This is a genomic window from Rhizobium sp. OAE497 (assembly GCF_040546565.1).
Taxonomy (GTDB): Bacteria; Pseudomonadota; Alphaproteobacteria; order Rhizobiales; family Rhizobiaceae; genus Rhizobium.
The window spans coordinates 2,958,587-2,976,910 of the sequence record NZ_JBEPOA010000001.1; the positions used below are offsets into that span (position 1 = coordinate 2,958,587).

Genomic DNA, 18,324 nt, shown 5'->3' on the forward strand with positions numbered 1-18,324 from the left:
ATCGGTTATTGAGAGGGAGTGCCAGTGGCGGACCGGCTGGCGCGGCGTTGCGCGCGCCCTCCCCTGTCTTCTTCTTATCGGAAGCGTGTGATAAATTTAAGTTGGATTTACTGATTGCCGCGATAAGATAAAGTTATGAAGAACCTGACGTTGAAACAGCTGCGTTATTTCGAGGCGCTGGCCCGCCACGGTCGCTTCCGCCATGCCGCGGATGCCTGCGCCATCTCGCAGCCTGCGCTCTCCATGCAGATCAAGGAGCTCGAGGAAGAGCTCGGCAACGAGCTCTTCGAGCGCAGCGCCCGCGAGGTGAAGCTCACTGCCTTCGGCCAGATGTTCGCGTCCCGCGCCCACGATATTCTCCGCGCCGTCGACGAACTCGGCGATCTCGCCCGCGCCTCGCGCGATCCGTTCCTGGCGCGCCTCAGGATTGGCGTCATCCCCACGGTCGCACCCTACCTGCTGCCCGCGATCATCAACGATCTCAACGCCACCTTCGACGGCATCCAGATCGAGGTGCGCGAAACCCAGACCGCCAAGCTGGTGCAGGAGCTCTCCCGCGGCGATCTCGACCTGGCGATCGTCGCTCTTCCGGTCTCGGAGCCGTCGCTGACGGAGCTGAAGCTGTTCGACGAGGAATTCGTGCTGGTGCGCCGGCTCGAAGACGAAGGCCGCCCGGTGCCGGATCGCGACATGCTGCGGGAAATGCGCCTGCTGCTGCTCGAGGAAGGTCACTGCTTCCGCGACCAGGCGCTGTCCGTCTGTCGCATCGGCTCGGCCCGTCCGCGCGAGATCATGGAAGGCAGCTCGCTCTCCACCCTCGTCCAGATGGTCAGCGCCGGCATCGGCATCACATTGATTCCGGAAATGGCGGTGCCGGTCGAGACGCGCTCGGCCCAGGTCTCGATCGCCCGCTTCCAGTCGCCGCGCCCGTCACGCACGATCGGCATGATCTGGCGCAACTCGACACCGCTCGTCAGGCAGTTGATGGAGATCGCCGAAGTCATCCGCCGCTCGGCCGGAAGTGTGCAGAAGCATCATTTTCACGCGGAGGTGTGAGGGCGGCGCTTGTTTGGAAGCGACCCCTCTCGCCCGGAGCCCCCTCACCCTACCCTCTCCCCGAGGGGAGAGGGGAAGTTGGCGCGAGCAGCATCCTCGACATTCCCTTCTCCCCAGCGGGGAGAAGGTGCCCGAAGGGCGGATGAGGGGGCCGCTAGCACTGCACCCGCCTCATCCCCGGCACCCCTCAAGCCGCCGGCTGCTTCGTCTTGCGCAGATACGGCAGCACCGTATCGAAAGACCCGAACCGGGCGATCGCATCCTCGTTGGAAACAGCCGCCGTGATGATCACGTCGTCGCCCTGTTGCCAGTTGGCGGGCGTCGCGACCTGGTGCTTGGCCGTCAGCTGGATGGAATCGATGGCGCGCAGGATTTCGTTGAAGTTGCGGCCTGTCGTCATCGGATAGGTGAGGATCAGCTTGATCTTCTTGTCCGGTCCGATGACGAAGACCGAGCGCACCGTGGCGTTGTCGGCGGGCGTGCGGCCTTCCGAGCTGTCGCCGGCGCCGGCGGGCAGCATGTCGTAGAGCTTGGCGACCTTCAGGTCCTTGTCGCCGATCAGCGGATATTCGACTTCGAAGCCGGTGGCCGTCTTGATGTCGCCCTTCCACTTGGCGTGGCTTTCGACCGGATCGACGGAGATGCCGATGATCTTCACGCCGCGCTTGCTGAACTCGCCTTCGAGACCCGCCATCGTGCCGAGCTCGGTCGTGCAGACAGGCGTGAAATTCTTCGGATGCGAGAAGAGCACGGCCCAGCCGTTACCGATCCAATCGTGGAACTGGATGGGACCCTGGCTGGTGTCGGCGCTGAAATCAGGGGCGACATCGTTGATACGGAGACTCATGACATATGACCTTTGTGACGACTGGACCGGCGGGGTCGCGCGGCTGGGAAGGCCGCGACACCAAGCCGGGGGGTGGAATTCGCGCGGCTAAGCTAGTGGAACTTCCCGGCCAGGTGAATGCTTTCTTTGGGGTATTTTCTCGAGATGCCGCGTCTTGTGTTTGAGGATGTCGAACAGCCTGTAGCCACCCGGCCAGCGGCCATATCCGCTGGCGACATTGATATGCCCGGCAAGCCCGGCATTGCGCAGATCGCTGCCCCAGAGCCGCGCGAAATAGGTGAGCCGCTCCAGCGACATGTAATGATCGTTGAGGCTGCCGACGAGGATGCTCGGGAATGGCAGCCGCTCCGTCGGCATCGTCCCAAAGCCGATACTGCCGGGATGCAGCTTGTCGGTGACGTCGAGATCGCAGGGCGCCACCAGCAGCGCGCCTTTCACCCGCCGGGCCGCCGGACGCCCGGCAAGACGGGCGGCGAGCACGGATCCGAGGCTGTGGGCGACGATATAGGCCTCGCCTGCCCGCTCCAGCTCGGCTTCGAGGGCATCGAGCCATTCGGTGACGCGCGGGCGGTCCCAGTTTTCCTGCCGTACAAGACGGCTTTCAGGATAATCCTTCAGCCAGGCGCTCTGCCAATGCGCCTCTTCCGATCCGAAAAGTCCGGGCACGATGAGAACCGGCGTCATGTCGTCTCCGATCTAGAGAATGCCGAGTGTGATGGCGAAGAGCAGCGCGAAGGAAAATGCCGCGGCTGCGGGTGCGGCAAGATCGGCGCCGGTGCGCAGGATCCGGCCGGATGGTGTAAGCGGCGCCGGGCGGCGGTCATCGAATACAGCCATGACGAGGCTCCTCAATACCAGGGCCCGGGCGCCGGGCTCCAATAGTAGAATTCATAGTCGCTGGCGCTCGGCTCGCGGTCGTCATCGAGAGGCAGAGCTTCAGTGAGCGGCTGCGGATGGCTGAGCCCCTGGCGCAGCAATGACAGGAATTCGAATACAAGCCTCATAATCCGGTTCTCCTTGTCAGGGTGTCAGATCGATTGGTTGCGTCTTGCATTGGCAAGCAGCTCCTCGGCACGCGCCACCGGGCCGAAAAGCATCAACAGCCGGTTCTGTTCGCGAACCGGAAGCCGGTAGCGGCGGGCGAAATCGACGACGTTCCAGAGTTCCTGCGCCATCGTGCCGGGAGCGCCGCTCATCGCATTCACTCCGCCGCCTGCAGGCTGCTGTGCTGCGAGGGGAAGAAGGCGGCGAGCTCGTCGATGGCGAAACCGATGCGACCGGAGAGCTGCTCCGAGGTCACCTTGTAATCGGCGAAATCGCGGTCCGCGGCGTAGATCGCCGTCGGCAGCGTATGGGCCATGAAGAAACCGAAGAGCGGCCTGAGCTGGTGCTCGACCATCAGCGCATGGCGGTCGCCGCCGCCGGTGGCGGTGATGATGATCGGCTTGGCGCGCAGTTCATGCGGTTCGATCAGGTCGATCAGATGCTTGAAATGGCCGGGATAGGAGCCCTTGTAGGTCGGCGACCCGACAACCAGCACATCGGCATTGACGATATCGTCGATGACGCCGGCGGCCTGGGCGTCCAGCTCCTTGCGCCAGAGCGACGATCCGAGCGACGGCCCGACATCGTGGAGGTCGTAAACCTTTGAGGAGAAGCCGTAACGCCTGGAGGCGAGATCCGCGACGTGGCTGACAAGCGCGTGCGTCTTGGACGGGCGGTTGAAGCTACCGGCGATACCGACGAGGCGAAGGGGCATGTCTCTCTCCTTTGATCTTGCATCAAATATTCTCTATAAATTTAGTGCACTAAAGGAATGGAATTCCATTCTGGAGAGCGGTGGGGAAATTCGGTCCCTCAGGTTGCGGCCTTGCTGGCAACGCGCAGGGGATTGGCCGCGGCGGTGGGAACGGCACGATCAGTCAGAAATGATCGAGGGAAAGTCTACGGCGTCAGCCGCCGGTCAGCTTGCGATGCAGCTCGCTGGCTACGAAGACCGAGTGCTCGGTGACCTGCGGCAGGCCCATCAGCTCGCCGAAAGTGCCGCGCGCCAGCGGACCGGCGATCAGCAGCGAGGGATCGGCGTCGCCGCTCCGCCCGATCGCTTCGGAGCGCTCATTGCAGGCAATGCCAAGCCCCGTCGGATCGAGCTCCAGGATACCGGCATCGCCGAGCTCGGAGAGCCAAAACTGGCTCTGCAGGATGCCGCCATGCGCCGGACCCGTCGTCACCACGACGGCATCGAAGCTTTTCACCGGCCGGCTGCCGTCGCGCAGCCGCAGCGCCACGCGGATCTCTTCCCCGTCCCGCTCGGCATCGGCGACCGAACCGGCGGCAACAGTCAGCCGCCCCTCGCCGATCGCCCGCTCCAGCACATCCTCGACCTGCGGCGCGACGCGGAAACGGTGCACGTCCCAGAACGGTCTCAAATGGCGGACGATGCGCTGGCGCTCTGCCAGCGGAAGCCCCTGCCAGATCATCCGTCCATGACCGCGGACCTCATCGATCACCGCATGCCAGCTGATCCCTTCCCCGGCTGCCTGCGCTATCGCCTGACGAATGCTGTGCAGCAATTCCGAAGCCGTCTTCGCCGGCCGCGCGGTAAAATCGCCGAACGGATCCTGCGCCGTCGCCGCATGTCCGCGCGAGCGCAAGCCGCGGCGCGAGACGGAGGTGATCGGCCCGCGATGGCCGGAGAGCGTGAGCGAGGCGACGATATCGGCCGCCGTCAACCCGTTGCCGACGATCAGCACCCGGTCATCCGGCTCTATATTGTCGAGAGCACCCGGTACTGTGGAATCGGCGACATAGCGCGGGTGACCGGCCAGCACCGCCTGCAGCCCGCGCGGCGGCGATGGTGACGGATGCGTCGTGGCGATCACCAGCAAGTCGGCCCGCGTCTCGATGCCGGTACTGTCGGAGACCAGCCAGCCATCATCAGTCTTCTCGACCCCGGTCACCGTCGCGCGCTGGTGAGTGATGCGGCCGGCCTCGATGGCCGGTCGCAAGCGCGAGGCCGCATAGGCGCCGAACAGCCGCCGCTGCGGAAAGAGATTGCCATCCGGCCGCGCTGCTTCGGGATCGCGGCTAACGGCATCGGTCGAAGCGATCCACTCAAGGAAATCCTCCGGCCTGTCCGGGAAGAGGCTCATCCGTGCCGCGGGCACGTTGATGCGATGCGCCGGGTCTTCCGTATCATAGGCCAGGCCGCGGCCGAGCTCCTCGCGCGGTTCGAAAACGATGATCTCGGCGATACCGGAAGGCAGCGCGTCAGCCAGATGCAGCGCCACGCCGGCGCCGGAAACGCCGCCGCCGATGATCGCCACGACCTTCGATTTTCCGCCACCGGCTGTCATCTCGCACTCGCATCCAGATTCATCACTCTTCACATCGAAATAGGACGGTTCGCGCCGCGGCACAACCAATATAGTCTATAAACATTATAGAATTTTATTCGGAAGAGATCGGGCAGACCGGCAAGACTTTTCCCGCGCCGCTTTCGAGAAGAGACGGGCGTACTTCGAAGGCGGTGCTCCGATCTGACATGCTTTTTGTGTTTCGAGATCAATCTCATCACCAAGACGGGACAAACAAAATGAACAACAAGACCTTCTCAGCTGTGACGCTGACGCGCCGGGCAAGCCTCGCAGCGCTCGCCGTTTCGGCCCTCGCGCTCGCAACCCTTGCCACCCCCCTTCCCTCGGTCGCCGCCGAAAAATCCATCAAGGTCGGCATCATGAGTGGCGAAGACGAAGACGTCTGGCGCGTCGTGACCGCCGAAGCGGAGAAGAAGGGTCTCAAGATCGAGACCATCACCTTCAACGACTATACCCAGCCGAACGAGGCGCTTGAGCGCGGTGAAATCGACGCCAACGCCTTCCAGCACCAGCCCTATCTCGACAACCAGATCAAGACCCACGGCTACCACATCGTCCGCGTCGGCTATACCGGCGTCTGGCCGATCGGCCTCTATACGAAGAAGTACAAGGCCGTCTCCGAGATTCCCGAAGGCGCCATCGTCGGCCTGCCGAACGATCCGTCCAACGAAGGCCGGGCGCTGCGCGTCCTGCAGAACGAGGGCCTGATCAAGCTGAAGGACGGCACCGGCATTCTCGCCACCATCGCCGATATCACCGAGAACCCGAAAAAGCTTGAGATCAAGGAACTCGATGCCGGCATCGTCGGCCGCTCGATCGACGATCTCGACGCCGCCGTCGTCAACACCGACTGGGCACTGAAGAGCGGCCTGTCGCCGAAGGAGCGCATCGCCCAGGAGCCGATCTCCGACAATCCCTACCGTAACTTCATCGCCGTCAAGGAAGACAACAAGGATGCGGACTGGGTGAAGACGCTGGTCTCCTCCTACCAGAACGACGCCGTCAAGGCCGAGTTCGACAAGGTCTACAAGGGCACGGGGCTGAGCGCCTACTAAACCGATATCCGCGCCTGGGGGAAAGGGGCGCGAAGCCAGGGCGGTCCGGACGTTCCTTGTCCGGGCCGCCTTGAGCGTTTGCAGAGGATAATCTCATGAATTCATTCGTTTCCGCCGCGGCGATCGGGCCGAAAGCCGAAGCCGCCGCGGATATCATCCGCCTTTCCGATGTCCGGCGCCGCTTCGGCGAGACACCGGCGCTCGACGGCATTTCGCTGACCGTCCGCAAGGGCGAAATCTTCGGCATCATCGGCCGCAGCGGCGCCGGCAAGTCGACGCTGATCCGCTGCCTGAACGGGCTGGAGCGCGCCGATAGCGGCGAGATCCATATCGACGGCCGCGATATTGCCGGGCTGGCCGAGCAGGAACTGCAGCCGCTGCGCCGCCGCATCGGCATGATCTTCCAGCATTTCAATCTGCTCTCGGCCAAGACGGTCGAGGAGAACATCGCGCTGCCCCTGAAGATCGAAGGCGTGGCGAAATCCGAGCGGCTGCAGCGCGCCCGCGAGCTGCTCGATCTCGTCGGCCTTTCGGACAAGGCCAAGGCCTATCCCGCCTCGCTCTCCGGCGGCCAGAAGCAGCGCGTCGGCATCGCCCGTGCGCTCGCCGCCCGCCCCGCCCTGCTGCTCTCCGACGAAGCGACATCGGCGCTAGACCCGGAGACGACGCGCTCGATCCTGTCGCTCCTGAAGGACATCAACCGCAAGCTCGGCCTGACCGTCGTGCTGATCACTCACGAGATGGAAGTGATCCGCAGCATTGCCGACCGCGTCGCCGTCATCGATGCCGGAAAGATCGTCGAGGAAGGGCAGGTCTGGTCGGTGTTCGGCAACCCGCAGACGGCGATCACCCGAAGCCTGCTCGGCAGCATCCGCCCGCAGCTCCCCGAGCATATCGCCGCCAGGCTCTCGCCCGTCTCAGGCCGCGAGGCGATCCTCAGCGTCAATCTCGCCGGACCGGAAGCGCAGGGCGCGCTGTTTGCCGATCTTTCGGCGGCGTTGCCGCATTCCTTCCGCCTCGTCCATGGCGGCATCGACCATATCCAGAACCAGCCGGTCGCGCGCTTCTTCATCGCTGTCCCGGCCCGCGATCCCGGCTTGCAGGATCAGGTGGCACAATTTCTGACGGCCCGCTCGGCGCGGGTGGAGGTACTCGGCTATGACACCGATCATGCTTGACCTGCTGCTGCGGTCGCTCTGGGAAACCGTGCTGATGACCAGCGCATCCGGCATCATCTCGCTGGTAGCGGGCCTGCCGCTCGGGCTCGCCCTGGTGCTGACGGCACGCGGCGGCATTGCCGAAAATCTCTGGATCAACCGCACGCTCGGCGCCGTCATCAACGGCTTCCGCTCGGTGCCCTTCATCATCCTGCTGGTGGCGCTGATTCCGCTGACCCGGCTGATCGTCGGCACCGCGCTCGGCACCTGGGCGGCGATCGTGCCGCTGGCGATCGCCGCGACACCCTATTATGCCCGCATCGCCGAAGTGTCGCTCCGCGAAGTCGACCGCGGCCTGATCGACGCGGTCCGCGCCATGGGCGGCAATCGCTGGACGATCATCCGCGAGGTCCTGGTGCCCGAAGCCCTGCCCGGCATCGTCGCCGGCTTCACCGTGACGCTGGTGACCCTCATCGGCGCCTCCGCCATGGCAGGCGCCATCGGCGCCGGCGGCCTCGGCGACCTCGCCATCCGCTACGGCTACCAGCGCTTCGAGACCTCGGTGATGATCGCCGTCGTCATCGTCCTCATCGTGCTGGTCTGCGGCATCCAGTGGTTCGGCGACCGTCTGGTGGAGCGGCTGGACCATCGCTGAGATCGGGGCGGCCGGGCATGAAAGCTGCCCGGCCGCCAGTTCGCCTTAGAGATCGATCTCGACCTGCAGCGGCTGGTGATCCGAACCGGTCGCCTGCTCGTCGACCCAGCACTTGCTGATACGGCTGGAGAGCCAGGCAGGCACGAAGCAATAGTCGATGCGGATGCCGGCCTTGGCGGCGATGTCACGGTAGAGCGTGTGGCCCTCGTCTTCCGCGCCACCGGCGGCAACGTAGGCATCGACGAAGCCGGATGCATCCGGCAGGCGGCCATGCCACTGGTTCACGGCGCCGCAGATCCATTCATATTCCGGCGAGGTCGGCTCGAAATTGAAGTCGCCGAGAAGGATCGCTTCGCGCGGCATGTCGGGCAGCGCCGGCTCTTCGCGCCAGGACGGCACGATTTCGCGGCCACCGATCGCCGGGCCGTCCTCGAAGGCACGGTTGGAGACCTTCACCAGCTCCTGCAGCTGCACCATGCGGTGACGGCTGGCGAGATGGTCGAGATGGGTCGAGTAGAAGCGTACCGGACCCGACGGCGTCTGGATCAGTGCCTCGATCGCGCCGCGCTGGATCGTATGCGGGCCGGGCGCGGTGAACTTCGGATACATGTGATTGCGGGTGGACAGGATCGGATAGCGCGACAGGATCATGTTGCCGAACTGGCGGCGCTTGTATTCCGTCGGGCGCTTGCCCTCGACATCAGAGACCTTCAGCACGTCGACGGTCGGGCCCCAGACGAAATAGTGATCCGGCAGCAGACGGGCAATCGCATCAGACTGGCTGATATTGCCGGAACGGTCCCAATAATTCTCAACTTCCTGCAAGGCGATGATGTCGCTGTCCTTGACGGTATCGACAATACGTTCCAGGTCGTAGCGGTCGTCCTGGCCGCGGGTATACTGGATGTTATAAGTTGTGATTAGCATGGATCCTCGCTTAAATTTGAGTTGCGCCGGACGTCGTGAAAACGTTTCATTGCGCGCGACGAACTAGGCCAAGAATGTGAAACTTCCGACACCATTCGATGACGATTCAATGAAGCTTCTTTCCCCTGCTCAGATGAGCCCATCCCAGCCATGAAAAATCGCGCAACCATCAAGGACGTCGCGCGCCTGGCGCGCGTTTCGATCGGCACCGTCAGCCGTGTCGTCAACGGCAACAAGGCGGTCACCGAGGAAAACCGCCTTGCCGTTTTCGATGCGATCCAGAGGCTCGGCTACCGCCCGAGCTCGGTCGCCCGCTCGCTCGTCGGCCAGACGGAACGCGCCCGCAAGGGAGCGCCATTGCCGCAAGGCGCCCCTCGGCTGACTGCCATCGGCTATGTCAGCATCGATCATTCCATCCTCACCGAGGAAATGCCGCCGGCCGGCAGCCGCGTCTCCGCCAAGCTGATCCACAGGTCGGTCGGCGGACCCGCAGCGAATGTGGCGATCGCCGCAAGCCGGCTCGGCGGCGACTTCCCGGTGGCCGTCGATCTGATCTCCTCGCTCGGCGACGACCCCGAAAGCGACTGGGCGCTGGCCGAACTGCTGGAATGCGGCCTCAACGTCGACGCCATCGAACGCGTCACCGGCGGCAGGCTCTCGCGCAGCGTCGTCATCGTCGAGGCGGGCGGCCGTCGAACGATCCTCAATGAGCCGTTATCGCTGCCGATCCCGCGCATTCGCGACTATTTCAATGCGGCGGCGGCGCGACAGGGCCAGCACTGCCTGCATCTCGAAGGCTTCCGCGTCGGCCTGCTTGACGAACTCCATCTGACCGGCGCCTCGCGCCCGGATCTCGTCACCATCGACACGACCGGCCTTCCTGCACACTGGCAGACACCGGCCGCCTTCGGCACGCTGCGCAGAAGCTGTGACTTCATCTTCATGAGCCGCTCGGCCGCCCGCCAGCTCGTGGGCACCGATGTCGATGACGGCGAGCTTGCCGATACGCTGTCCCGCCACGCGGCGGACGGCGGTGCCAGCATCGTCCTGACCATGGGCGCCAGCGGCTCCGTTCTCATCCAGCCGGGCAAGGCGCCGGTCTGCGTTCCAGCATTGGCCGTCGATCCCGTCGACGTCACCGGCGCCGGCGATGTTTTCGTCGGCATCTTCCTGGCGGTATTCCTCAACACCGCGGATGCCCTGACGGCAACGCGCTGGGCGGCCGTCGGCGCCTCCTATTCCATTGCCGCGATTGGCGTAAACACCGTCACGGTGACCGCCGATCTCATCGCAACCGGCCTTGCAAGCCTCTCCAGCCAGCCCGATTCCTGACCGCAAAAATCTGCAGCAGTCACCAATCGGACATATATCCGTCATCCCGATGAAACGTTTTCACGGTACTCGGTCGCACCGTTCCCGGACGGCCCGACCAACCGGCCGCCGCACAAACGATTTTGGAGATAGGGATGTTCAAAGCTGCATTTGCCGCCGCCGCCACGCTTGCGGTGCTCACCGGTGCCGCACCGGCCAGCGCCAAGACTGAGATCAACATGTGGTTCGGGCTTTCGGGCCGCCTGCAGAAGGAAGTGATGGCCCAGTGCGATCGCTTCAACCAGAGCCAGGACCAGTACCACATCAACTGCACCCGCGAGGGCACCTACGACGAGATCTTCCAGAAGGCGATGGCCGCGGTTCGCGCCGGCAAGCCGCCGCACATCCTGCAGGTCGTTGACCGCGCCACCGGCACGATGATGCTCTCGGGCGCCGTCGTTCCCGCCTATCAGCTGGCTGAGGACGTCGGTCTGAAGATCAACTGGGACGACTATTTCCCCGTCATCGGCAACTATTATGCCGGCCGCGACGGCAAGCTCTGGGCCTTCCCGTTCAATTCCTCGACAGCGATGGTCTATTACAACACCGACCAGCTGAAGGCCGCCGGCTACACGAGCTTCCCCGAGACCTGGGAAGATTTCGACAAGCTGCTGGTTGCCCTACGCGACAAGGCCGGCTCGAAGTGCCCGATCGGCTGGTCGATCGACCTCTGGTCCGACATGGAGCAGTTCTCGGCGATCCACAACATTCCGGTCGCGACGCAGAATAACGGCTATGACGGCCTCGACGCCCAGCTCGAGATCAACAAGACGCTGTTCGTCAAGCACATGGAGCGCCAGAAGCGCTGGTTCGACGAAGGCCTCGCCAAGTACGAGCCGAATATCGACACCCGCCGCGACATGTTCGTCAACGGCCAGTGCGCGATCTTCTTCGACTCGATCGCCGGCTTCACCACGACCGATGAACTGGCGACCGCCAAGGGCACCAACTGGACCGTCGCCCAGCTGCCGCACAACAAGGACGTGACGCCGATCAACAGCCTCGTTGGCGGCGCCGCGCTGTGGACGATGAAGGGCTTCTCGAAGGAAGAGTACAAGGCCGTTGGCGCCTTCTACCAGTTCATCGCCCAGCCCGAGCAGCAGAAGCTCTGGTCCGACGGCACCGGCTATATCCCGGTCACGAAGTCGGCCTATAACGACCTCGTCGCCGAAGGCTATTACCAGCAGAAGGGCAAGGTCAACCGCGATCTCGCCGTCAAGAGCCTGACCCGCGCCACCCCGACGCCGCTCTCCAAGGGCGTCCGCCTCGGCAACTATGTCGAAATCCGCAACATCATCACCGAAGAGATCCAGAAAGCTCTCAACAACCAGGTGACGATGCAGCAGGCGCTCGATACCGCGACCGACCGCAGCAACCAGCTGCTGAAGCGCTTCGCAGACACCTATCCGGGCGCCACCCTGCCCTGATCCGGCATTGCACGATCACGAGCACGCTTGCCCGGGTCCCCACGCGATCCGGGCAAGCTCCCCATAGTTTCTGGCCGAGCATCACATGATTAAACGCGTCGTCTTCGAAGAGCGGTGGCTGCCTTACCTGCTGATAGGTCCGCAGCTGCTGATCATCTTCCTGTTCTTCTACTGGCCGACCGGCCAGGCCCTATTCTGGTCCTTCACGCTCGAACCGCCTTTCGGCGGCGATGCCGTCTGGGTCGGTCTTCGCAACATCGCCGAGATCGCCGTCAGCCCGGTCTATCACAGCGCCATCCGCAACACGCTGATCATGTCGGTTTCGACGACGGTGATTGCGCTCGGTCTCGGACTGATCTTTGCCGTCTTCGCCGACCGGGGCCTGCGCGGCACGATCATCTACAAGACCGCGATCATGTGGCCCTATGCGGTCGCGGCACCCGTCGCCGCCGTCGCCTGGCAATATATCTTCCAGCCGCAGATCGGCTTCATGGGCATCGTCAACCAGTGGTATCCGGGCTTCTGGAACCCGTCGCTGAATGGCGGCGACGCGCTGATCATGGTCATCGTCGCCTCCAGCTGGACCTCGATCACCTTCAATTTCGTGTTCTTTCTCGCCGGCCTGCAGGCAATCCCCAACAGCCTCGTCGAAGCCGCCGCCATGGATGGCGCCGGACCGGTGCGCCGCTTCTTCGACCTGGTCTTCCCGCTGATCTCGCCGACCTTCTTCCTGCTGCTGGTCCTCAACGTCACGACCTCCTTCACCGAAGGCTTCGGTATCATCAACGTCATGACCCAGGGCGGCCCCGGCAACGCCACGCAGACGATGGTCTACAAGATCTACAAGGACGGCTTCGTCGGCCTCGACCTCTCCTCGTCCTCGGCACAGTCGCTGATCCTGATGGCGCTCGTCATCTCGGTGACGCTGCTGCAGTTCCGCTTCGTCGAGCGCAAGGTCCACTACGCCGGTTCCGACAAGGGGGAGGCAAGCGAATGATCGAGAAAACCCCGATCCTCAATTTCGTCACCCATGCCGTGCTGATCACCGCAACGCTGTTGATGTGCTTCCCGATCTATGTGTCGTTCATCACCGCGACACTGCCGCTGGAGCGCATGGCGGAACTCCCGAAGCCGCTGCTGCCCGACGACCAGCTGCTGGTCAACATGGCCGCCGCCTGGGAAAAAGGCGGCTTCTCGACGCTCTATATGAACTCGCTGATTTCGGCGACGATCATCATGGTCGGCAAGATCGTCATCGCCATGATTACCGCCTTCAGCCTCGTCTACTTCCGTTTCCGCTTCCGCGGCATCGCCTTCTGGATGATCTTCATCACCCTGATGCTGCCGCTCGAAGTGCGCATCGTGCCGACCTACGAAGTCGCCTCGAACGTGCTGCTGCCGCTGCAGCGGATCCTGGAATGGACCGGCCTCGCCTGGCTGATCCAGACCGCATCCGGCATCCGCGTCGATCTCAACTGGAGCCTGATCAATTCCTACGCCGGCCTGACCCTGCCGCTGATCGCCACGGCAACCGGCACCTTCCTGTTCCGCCAGTTCTTCCTGACCATCCCCGACGAGCTGACGGAAGCGGCGAAGATGGATGGTTCCGGGGCACTGCGCTTCCTCTGGGATGTGCTTCTGCCGCTGTCGCGCACCAATATCGCGGCCCTTGCCGTCATCATGTTCGTCTTCGGCTGGAACCAGTATCTCTGGCCGCTCCTCGTCACATCAGGTTCCGAATACCGCACGCTGACCATCGGGCTGACCTTCATGCAGCCCGGCCCCGATGGCGCTTCGGACTGGAACGTCATCCTGGCCGGCGCCCTGCTCGTCATGCTGCCGCCGGTCGCCGTGGTGGTTTTCGCCCAGCGCTGGTTCGTCAAGGGCCTGGTCAACTCGGAAAAGTAGCCGCCTGCGGCTGACTAAAAGCAAGGATATTTCATATGGCCGAAATCCAATTTTCCAACATCACCAAGTCCTTCGGCGCGACGCAGGTGCTCCACAGCCTCAACCTGCAGATCGAGCGCGGCGCCTTCGCCGTCATCCTCGGTCCATCCGGTTGCGGCAAGTCCACGCTGCTCAGGCTGCTTGCCGGGTTGGAGCGCGCCTCCGGCGGCGAGATCGAGATCGCCGGCCGCCGCGTCGAGACGCTGGAACCGCGCCAGCGCGACGTCGCGATGGTGTTCCAGAACTACGCGCTCTACCCGCATATGTCGGTCGCCCAGAACCTCGGCTATTCGCTGGTGGTCGCAGGCGTCAAGCGCGCCGAGATCGACCGCCGCGTCGCCGAGGTCGCCCGCACCCTGCAGCTCGAAGACTACCTGCAGCGCAAGCCCGGCCAGCTCTCCGGCGGCCAGCGCCAGCGCGTCGCCATGGGCCGCGCCATCATCCGCGAACCCAAGGTCTTCCTCTTCGACGAGCCGCTCTCCAACCTCGACGCCAAGCTGCGCACCCAGATGCGGCTCGAGATCAAGCGCCTGCACCGCAAGCAGGGCGTCACCAGCCTGTTCGTCACCCATGACCAGATCGAGGCGATGACGCTTGCCGACATCCTGATCGTCATGAACAAGGGCCGCATCGAGCAGATCGGCAAGCCTGCCGATATCTACGAGCGCCCGGCAACCGTCTTCGTCGCGAGCTTCCTCGGCTCCCCGCCGATGAACCTGATCCCGGCTGTTGTCGATGACAGCGGCTGTGGCGTAGTGCTCGGCGGCGAGATGCGCATCCCGCTCGGCGGCGCCGTGCCCGCAGCACCCGGCAGCGAGATCGTCGCCGGCATCCGGCCCGAGCATGTGCAGATCGGCCGGGGCGCCAATCTGCCGGTAGAGTTCGTTGAGGAGCTCGGCAACGGCCGCCAGGTGCATCTGCGGATCGGCCAGACGGGCATGGCCGCCCTGCTGCCCGCCAGCGACAAGCAGGCCGTCGGCACCACACTCCCGGTCAGCCTGCCCTCCGAACACCTCCATTTCTTCGGCAGCGACGGCCGCCTGATGGAATTGCAGCCGAAAAGCGCGGCAGCCTGAAACGATAAAATCACCAAATCATAAGGAGACTGACATGCCCAAATTCATCCAGCTGACCGACGTGCACCTGATGCCGCCGGGCGGCGCGCTGTTCGATACCGATCCGGAAGTGCGCCTGCGCCAGGCGCTGCGCGATATCCGCGCCAACCAGGCAGATGCCGAATGGCTGATCTTCAGCGGCGACCTGACCCATCGCGGCGAGCCGGAAGCCTATGCGCTGCTGCGCGATATCCTCGACCAGGAAACCGTCATCCCCTACCGGCTTATGATCGGCAACCACGACAATCGCGATAACTTCCGCTCGATCTTCCCCGATCAGCCCGTCGACGACAACGGCTTCGTCCAATCGGTGATCGACTATGACAGCTGCCGCCTGATCATGCTCGACACCGTGGAGCATGGCAAACATACCGGCCATATGGACGAGGCCCGCCTCAGCTGGCTGAAGGACCGCCTTGCCGAGGTGCTGGACAAGCCCGTCTACCTCTTCTTCCACCACCCGCCCTTCGACATCGGCATGGGCGTCGACCGGATCCGCATGGTGGACGACGAGCCGCTGCTCGCCGTGCTCAAGACGCATCCGGCCATCCGTCACATGTATTTCGGCCATGTCCACCGCCCGATCGCCGGCTCCTGGCACGGCATCCCGATGTCGATGAGCTACGGCCTGAACCACCAGGCCGGCCTCAATCTCAGCGGCATGAAGCATCCCGACCGCTCGGGCCCGGCAGAATATGCCGTGACCCTCGCCGACGGCCCGACGACCGTCGTCCACTTCCACGATTTCCTCTACCTCTACCCCGTGATCATCACCCCCGGCATGGGCGGCGGTGGCGGCTTCAAGCGGACGATGGCGGAGAATATGCCGGTCAAGAGCGAGGCCTGACCGCATAAGTCGCGAGCCGGGGCGGCCTGGCTCGCGACGCATTTGCAGCCGGGAAATCGGCGTGCACGAAATCTATCGATACACGCATTGATAGTGAATTATTTCGAGCGAAGCACCGCATCGAACCACCTCACCCACCCCAAAAGGGCGGCTTTGCCGGGCATGTCGAGCAGACAAGGCCACAGATGCAATTGCGAACCAATTGCAAGTTACGGCAAATAGATAGCATAGAATAAAACATCCATCGCAAGCGATATTACGACTTCCAATGTAGTCCTAATGGACTAGATGGACACTATATTGGTTTGATCCTATAAATTATTCTATGTAAGTTGTAGATGGTGCGTAAAATGAGCAAGATTTCATTGGCACTCATAGACGACCACCCGGTAATGCTGGCGGGATTGAGTGAAATCCTGAAAAGCCATCCGAAGTTTACGGTCGCCGCCACCGGATCGAGTGCCGATGATGCGCTGGAGATCGGGCTGAAATGCGCGCCCGATGTTTTCATCGTCGACCTGATGATGCCCGGCAATATCTTCGACGCGATCGCCAAGCTGGTTGAGAAAATCCGCACGAGAATCCTGGTCTTCACCGCCAATACCGGCAGCGACTATGCCGTGCGTGCGCTCAATGCCGGCGCCAGCGGCTATGTGCTGAAAGGCAGCAGCATCCAGGAGCTGATCCAGGCGATCGCCGCCGTCCACCGCGGCGACATGTTCATCACCCCGGCCTTTGCCTGCAAGGTGATCGAGGAGCTGAAGATCGCCTCGCTGCGCAAGAAGGCGGGCGGCGATGTGAAGCTCAGCATCCGCGAAGGGCAGATCATCGGCATGCTGTTGCGCGGCTTCACCAACAAGCAGATCGCAACCGGCCTCAATATCGGCGAGAAGACCGTCAAGAACTACATGACAATCCTGATGCAGAAGCTGAATGCCCGCAATCGCCTGGAAGTGCTGATTGCCGCGCAGAAGCTCGAAGGCGGCGGAGAGGCGCTGCCGCGCCACTGAACGCCGGGCGACGCCCTAGATGCCGTTTCCCTCCATCGGCACGATCACCCTCAACTCCGTTCCCGACCCCTGCCGCGCCCGGATTTCGACGCTGCCGCCGAAGGCTTCCACACGGTTGCGGATGCCCTGCAGCCCGAGCGGGCGGTGGCTCGACGTGGCGCTCGGCGCCGAAAGACCGGGACCTTCATCGGTGATGACGACGGTGATCGCCGAAAGATCGGCCGAAGCCGAGACATGCTGCCCCTGCCCGCCGCCGTGGCGAAACGCGTTGTTCAACCCCTCCTGCACCACCCTGTAAAGACAGATCTTCAGGGGATGGGCGACGCGCTCCGGCAGCGCCTCGTAGTCAGCCGACACCTTCGAGCCCGTCGCATATTCATGCTGCTCCACCGCATTGCGCAGCGCCGCCTCCAGCGGCATATGCTCGATCTCCGGCATGACGAGCCCGGTCGAGAGCTCGCGCAGTTCGTTCAGCACCAGCCGGGCAAGATGCGCCGGCGCAAGCTCGGCGCCCCTGATATCCGGCAGGTGCTCGAGCGCCGCCTTCGGCAGCCCTGACGCCCCGCCGCTGAGCTTCAGGATCAGCAGGCTGAGTAGCTGCACCGGGCCATCATGCAGATCGGCGCCGATCCGGTTCAACAGCTGCTCGTTCGACTTGCTGGCATCCATGCGCGCCCGGTCGGCCGCCTTCCGCAGCTCGGTATTCTGCCGCGCCAGGGCCTGCGCTTGGGTCAGCTGCGTCTTCAGGATCATCCGCTGATAGGCGATCGTATGGCTGGCGCGCCGCACGATCAGGAACAAGAGCGCCATGATCGCCAGCGTCGTCGCCCCGACGATCGCCCAGGTCTGCTGCTGCACCCGGTTGCGCTGCACGATGAAATCCGCAGCCTCCTCATAGAGTTCGCCGACCGCGATCACCTCATGGGTATCAGGCTCGTAGATCGGCGCGTAGATCTCGATCAGCGGCCGCCGCGTCGGCGGCCCGTCCTCCTCGCCGTCGTCATGGCTGTCCTCCAGCTGCGCCACGACCTGCCCGGCAAAGGCGCGGTCGATGTCCTCGGACGGGAATTTCTGGCCTATCAGCTGCTTGTTTGTGCTGTAAATGACCAGTCCATCATGCCGCCAGATCCGGAAGCCCTCGACCCGTCTTGCGAGATCGGTGCCGATCAGGAGATCGTCGAGTTCGAGCTGCCGGGCCGCCGAGACCTTGGGGTCGCTCGCCGGTCCATCGACATGGCGGGCAAGGAACCCCTCCATGTAGAGCGCCCCGGACTCGGCCCGGCTTCTGAGCTGGTTCGCAGCGATCCGACCGCTCAGCCACTCGCCGAGAAGCGCCATCGAGCAACAGATGACGAGCCCGGCAACGATCAGAAATTGCTGCGTCAGATCAAGGCGTTGCCACACCCTGGAAATGCCGGACACACCGCCGCCCGGCTCCTTTTTGTACGGGACGTAAGTCACATTTCCTCCCGGGTCGAAAGTCCCGGCCCCCTGAAGACCAAAGTCTTTAGACGTCTCCGGACCTTTGGAACT

General features: G+C 63.5%; 20 protein-coding genes. 11 read left to right on the forward strand and 9 right to left on the reverse strand.

Annotated features, from left to right (window positions below; all coding sequences use genetic code 11):
* Window positions 1-135 precede the first annotated feature (135 nt).
* Complete coding sequence (locus ABIE40_RS15045; protein WP_199627727.1) at window positions 136-1,056, forward strand: hydrogen peroxide-inducible genes activator; 921 nt, start codon at window positions 136-138, stop codon at window positions 1,054-1,056.
* Window positions 1,057-1,243: 187 nt separating this feature from the next.
* Here the strand turns inward: ABIE40_RS15045 and ABIE40_RS15050 are convergent, their stop codons facing one another.
* From ABIE40_RS15050 to ABIE40_RS15080, 7 genes are all read right to left on the reverse strand, one after another.
* Window positions 1,244-1,903, reverse strand: coding sequence for a peroxiredoxin (locus tag ABIE40_RS15050; RefSeq protein ID WP_199627728.1), 660 nt, complete (start codon window positions 1,901-1,903; stop codon window positions 1,244-1,246).
* An 87-nt stretch (window positions 1,904-1,990) separates the two neighbouring features.
* Window positions 1,991-2,587, reverse strand: coding sequence for an RBBP9/YdeN family alpha/beta hydrolase (locus tag ABIE40_RS15055; RefSeq protein ID WP_199627729.1), 597 nt, complete (start codon window positions 2,585-2,587; stop codon window positions 1,991-1,993).
* Window positions 2,588-2,599: 12 nt separating this feature from the next.
* Window positions 2,600-2,740, reverse strand: a complete 141-nt coding sequence (locus ABIE40_RS15060; protein WP_246777444.1) for a hypothetical protein — start codon at window positions 2,738-2,740, stop codon at window positions 2,600-2,602.
* A gap of 11 nt (window positions 2,741-2,751) precedes the next feature.
* Window positions 2,752-2,907, reverse strand: a complete 156-nt coding sequence (locus ABIE40_RS15065; RefSeq protein ID WP_199627731.1) for a hypothetical protein — start codon at window positions 2,905-2,907, stop codon at window positions 2,752-2,754.
* A gap of 24 nt (window positions 2,908-2,931) precedes the next feature.
* Window positions 2,932-3,099, reverse strand: coding sequence for a hypothetical protein (locus ABIE40_RS15070; RefSeq protein WP_199627732.1), 168 nt, complete (start codon window positions 3,097-3,099; stop codon window positions 2,932-2,934).
* 5 nt (window positions 3,100-3,104) lie between these two features.
* Window positions 3,105-3,662: an FMN reductase gene (gene msuE / locus ABIE40_RS15075; RefSeq protein ID WP_112720005.1), complete on the reverse strand. Its 558-nt coding sequence runs from the start codon at window positions 3,660-3,662 to the stop codon at window positions 3,105-3,107.
* Window positions 3,663-3,855: 193 nt separating this feature from the next.
* The gene (locus tag ABIE40_RS15080; protein ID WP_199627733.1) at window positions 3,856-5,259 is read right to left on the reverse strand and encodes an FAD/NAD(P)-binding protein; all 1,404 of its coding nucleotides are present in this window, start codon (window positions 5,257-5,259) and stop codon (window positions 3,856-3,858) included.
* 239 nt (window positions 5,260-5,498) lie between these two features.
* Here ABIE40_RS15080 and ABIE40_RS15085 point away from each other — a divergent pair, with 239 nt between their 5' ends.
* From ABIE40_RS15085 to ABIE40_RS15095, 3 genes are all read left to right on the forward strand, one after another.
* Window positions 5,499-6,335 (forward strand): MetQ/NlpA family lipoprotein, encoded by an 837-nt coding sequence (locus tag ABIE40_RS15085; protein ID WP_199627734.1) that lies wholly within the window; start codon window positions 5,499-5,501, stop codon window positions 6,333-6,335.
* Between the two features lie 95 nt (window positions 6,336-6,430).
* Entirely contained in the window at window positions 6,431-7,513 is a 1,083-nt protein-coding gene (locus ABIE40_RS15090; protein WP_199627735.1) for a methionine ABC transporter ATP-binding protein, read from the forward strand.
* Window positions 7,494-8,147: a methionine ABC transporter permease gene (locus ABIE40_RS15095; protein WP_199627736.1), complete on the forward strand. Its 654-nt coding sequence runs from the start codon at window positions 7,494-7,496 to the stop codon at window positions 8,145-8,147. Before ABIE40_RS15090 ends, ABIE40_RS15095 begins: the two co-directional genes overlap by 20 nt.
* 45 nt (window positions 8,148-8,192) lie before the next feature.
* Here the strand turns inward: ABIE40_RS15095 and ABIE40_RS15100 are convergent, their stop codons facing one another.
* Complete coding sequence (locus ABIE40_RS15100; protein WP_199627737.1) at window positions 8,193-9,074, reverse strand: endonuclease/exonuclease/phosphatase family protein; 882 nt, start codon at window positions 9,072-9,074, stop codon at window positions 8,193-8,195.
* A gap of 150 nt (window positions 9,075-9,224) precedes the next feature.
* Between ABIE40_RS15100 and ABIE40_RS15105 the strand changes: the two genes are divergently transcribed.
* From ABIE40_RS15105 to ABIE40_RS15135, 7 genes are all read left to right on the forward strand, one after another.
* Window positions 9,225-10,406 (forward strand): PfkB family carbohydrate kinase, encoded by a 1,182-nt coding sequence (locus ABIE40_RS15105; protein ID WP_199627738.1) that lies wholly within the window; start codon window positions 9,225-9,227, stop codon window positions 10,404-10,406.
* 134 nt (window positions 10,407-10,540) lie between these two features.
* A complete protein-coding gene (locus ABIE40_RS15110; protein WP_199627739.1) occupies window positions 10,541-11,872 on the forward strand; it encodes an extracellular solute-binding protein in 1,332 nt (443 codons plus the stop codon).
* Between the two features lie 85 nt (window positions 11,873-11,957).
* Window positions 11,958-12,869, forward strand: a complete 912-nt coding sequence (locus ABIE40_RS15115; RefSeq protein ID WP_199627740.1) for an ABC transporter permease subunit — start codon at window positions 11,958-11,960, stop codon at window positions 12,867-12,869.
* Complete coding sequence (locus tag ABIE40_RS15120) at window positions 12,866-13,780, forward strand: ABC transporter permease subunit (protein ID WP_199627741.1); 915 nt, start codon at window positions 12,866-12,868, stop codon at window positions 13,778-13,780. Before ABIE40_RS15115 ends, ABIE40_RS15120 begins: the two co-directional genes overlap by 4 nt.
* 35 nt (window positions 13,781-13,815) lie before the next feature.
* Window positions 13,816-14,895 (forward strand): sn-glycerol-3-phosphate ABC transporter ATP-binding protein UgpC, encoded by a 1,080-nt coding sequence (gene ugpC / locus ABIE40_RS15125; RefSeq protein ID WP_199627742.1) that lies wholly within the window; start codon window positions 13,816-13,818, stop codon window positions 14,893-14,895.
* Between the two features lie 34 nt (window positions 14,896-14,929).
* Complete coding sequence (locus tag ABIE40_RS15130) at window positions 14,930-15,781, forward strand: phosphodiesterase (protein ID WP_130284102.1); 852 nt, start codon at window positions 14,930-14,932, stop codon at window positions 15,779-15,781.
* 350 nt (window positions 15,782-16,131) lie between these two features.
* Entirely contained in the window at window positions 16,132-16,791 is a 660-nt protein-coding gene (locus tag ABIE40_RS15135) for a response regulator (protein ID WP_112719993.1), read from the forward strand.
* 15 nt (window positions 16,792-16,806) lie between these two features.
* Here the strand turns inward: ABIE40_RS15135 and ABIE40_RS15140 are convergent, their stop codons facing one another.
* Window positions 16,807-18,252, reverse strand: a complete 1,446-nt coding sequence (locus ABIE40_RS15140) for a sensor histidine kinase (protein WP_199627743.1) — start codon at window positions 18,250-18,252, stop codon at window positions 16,807-16,809.
* Between the last annotated feature and the right edge of the window lie 72 nt (window positions 18,253-18,324).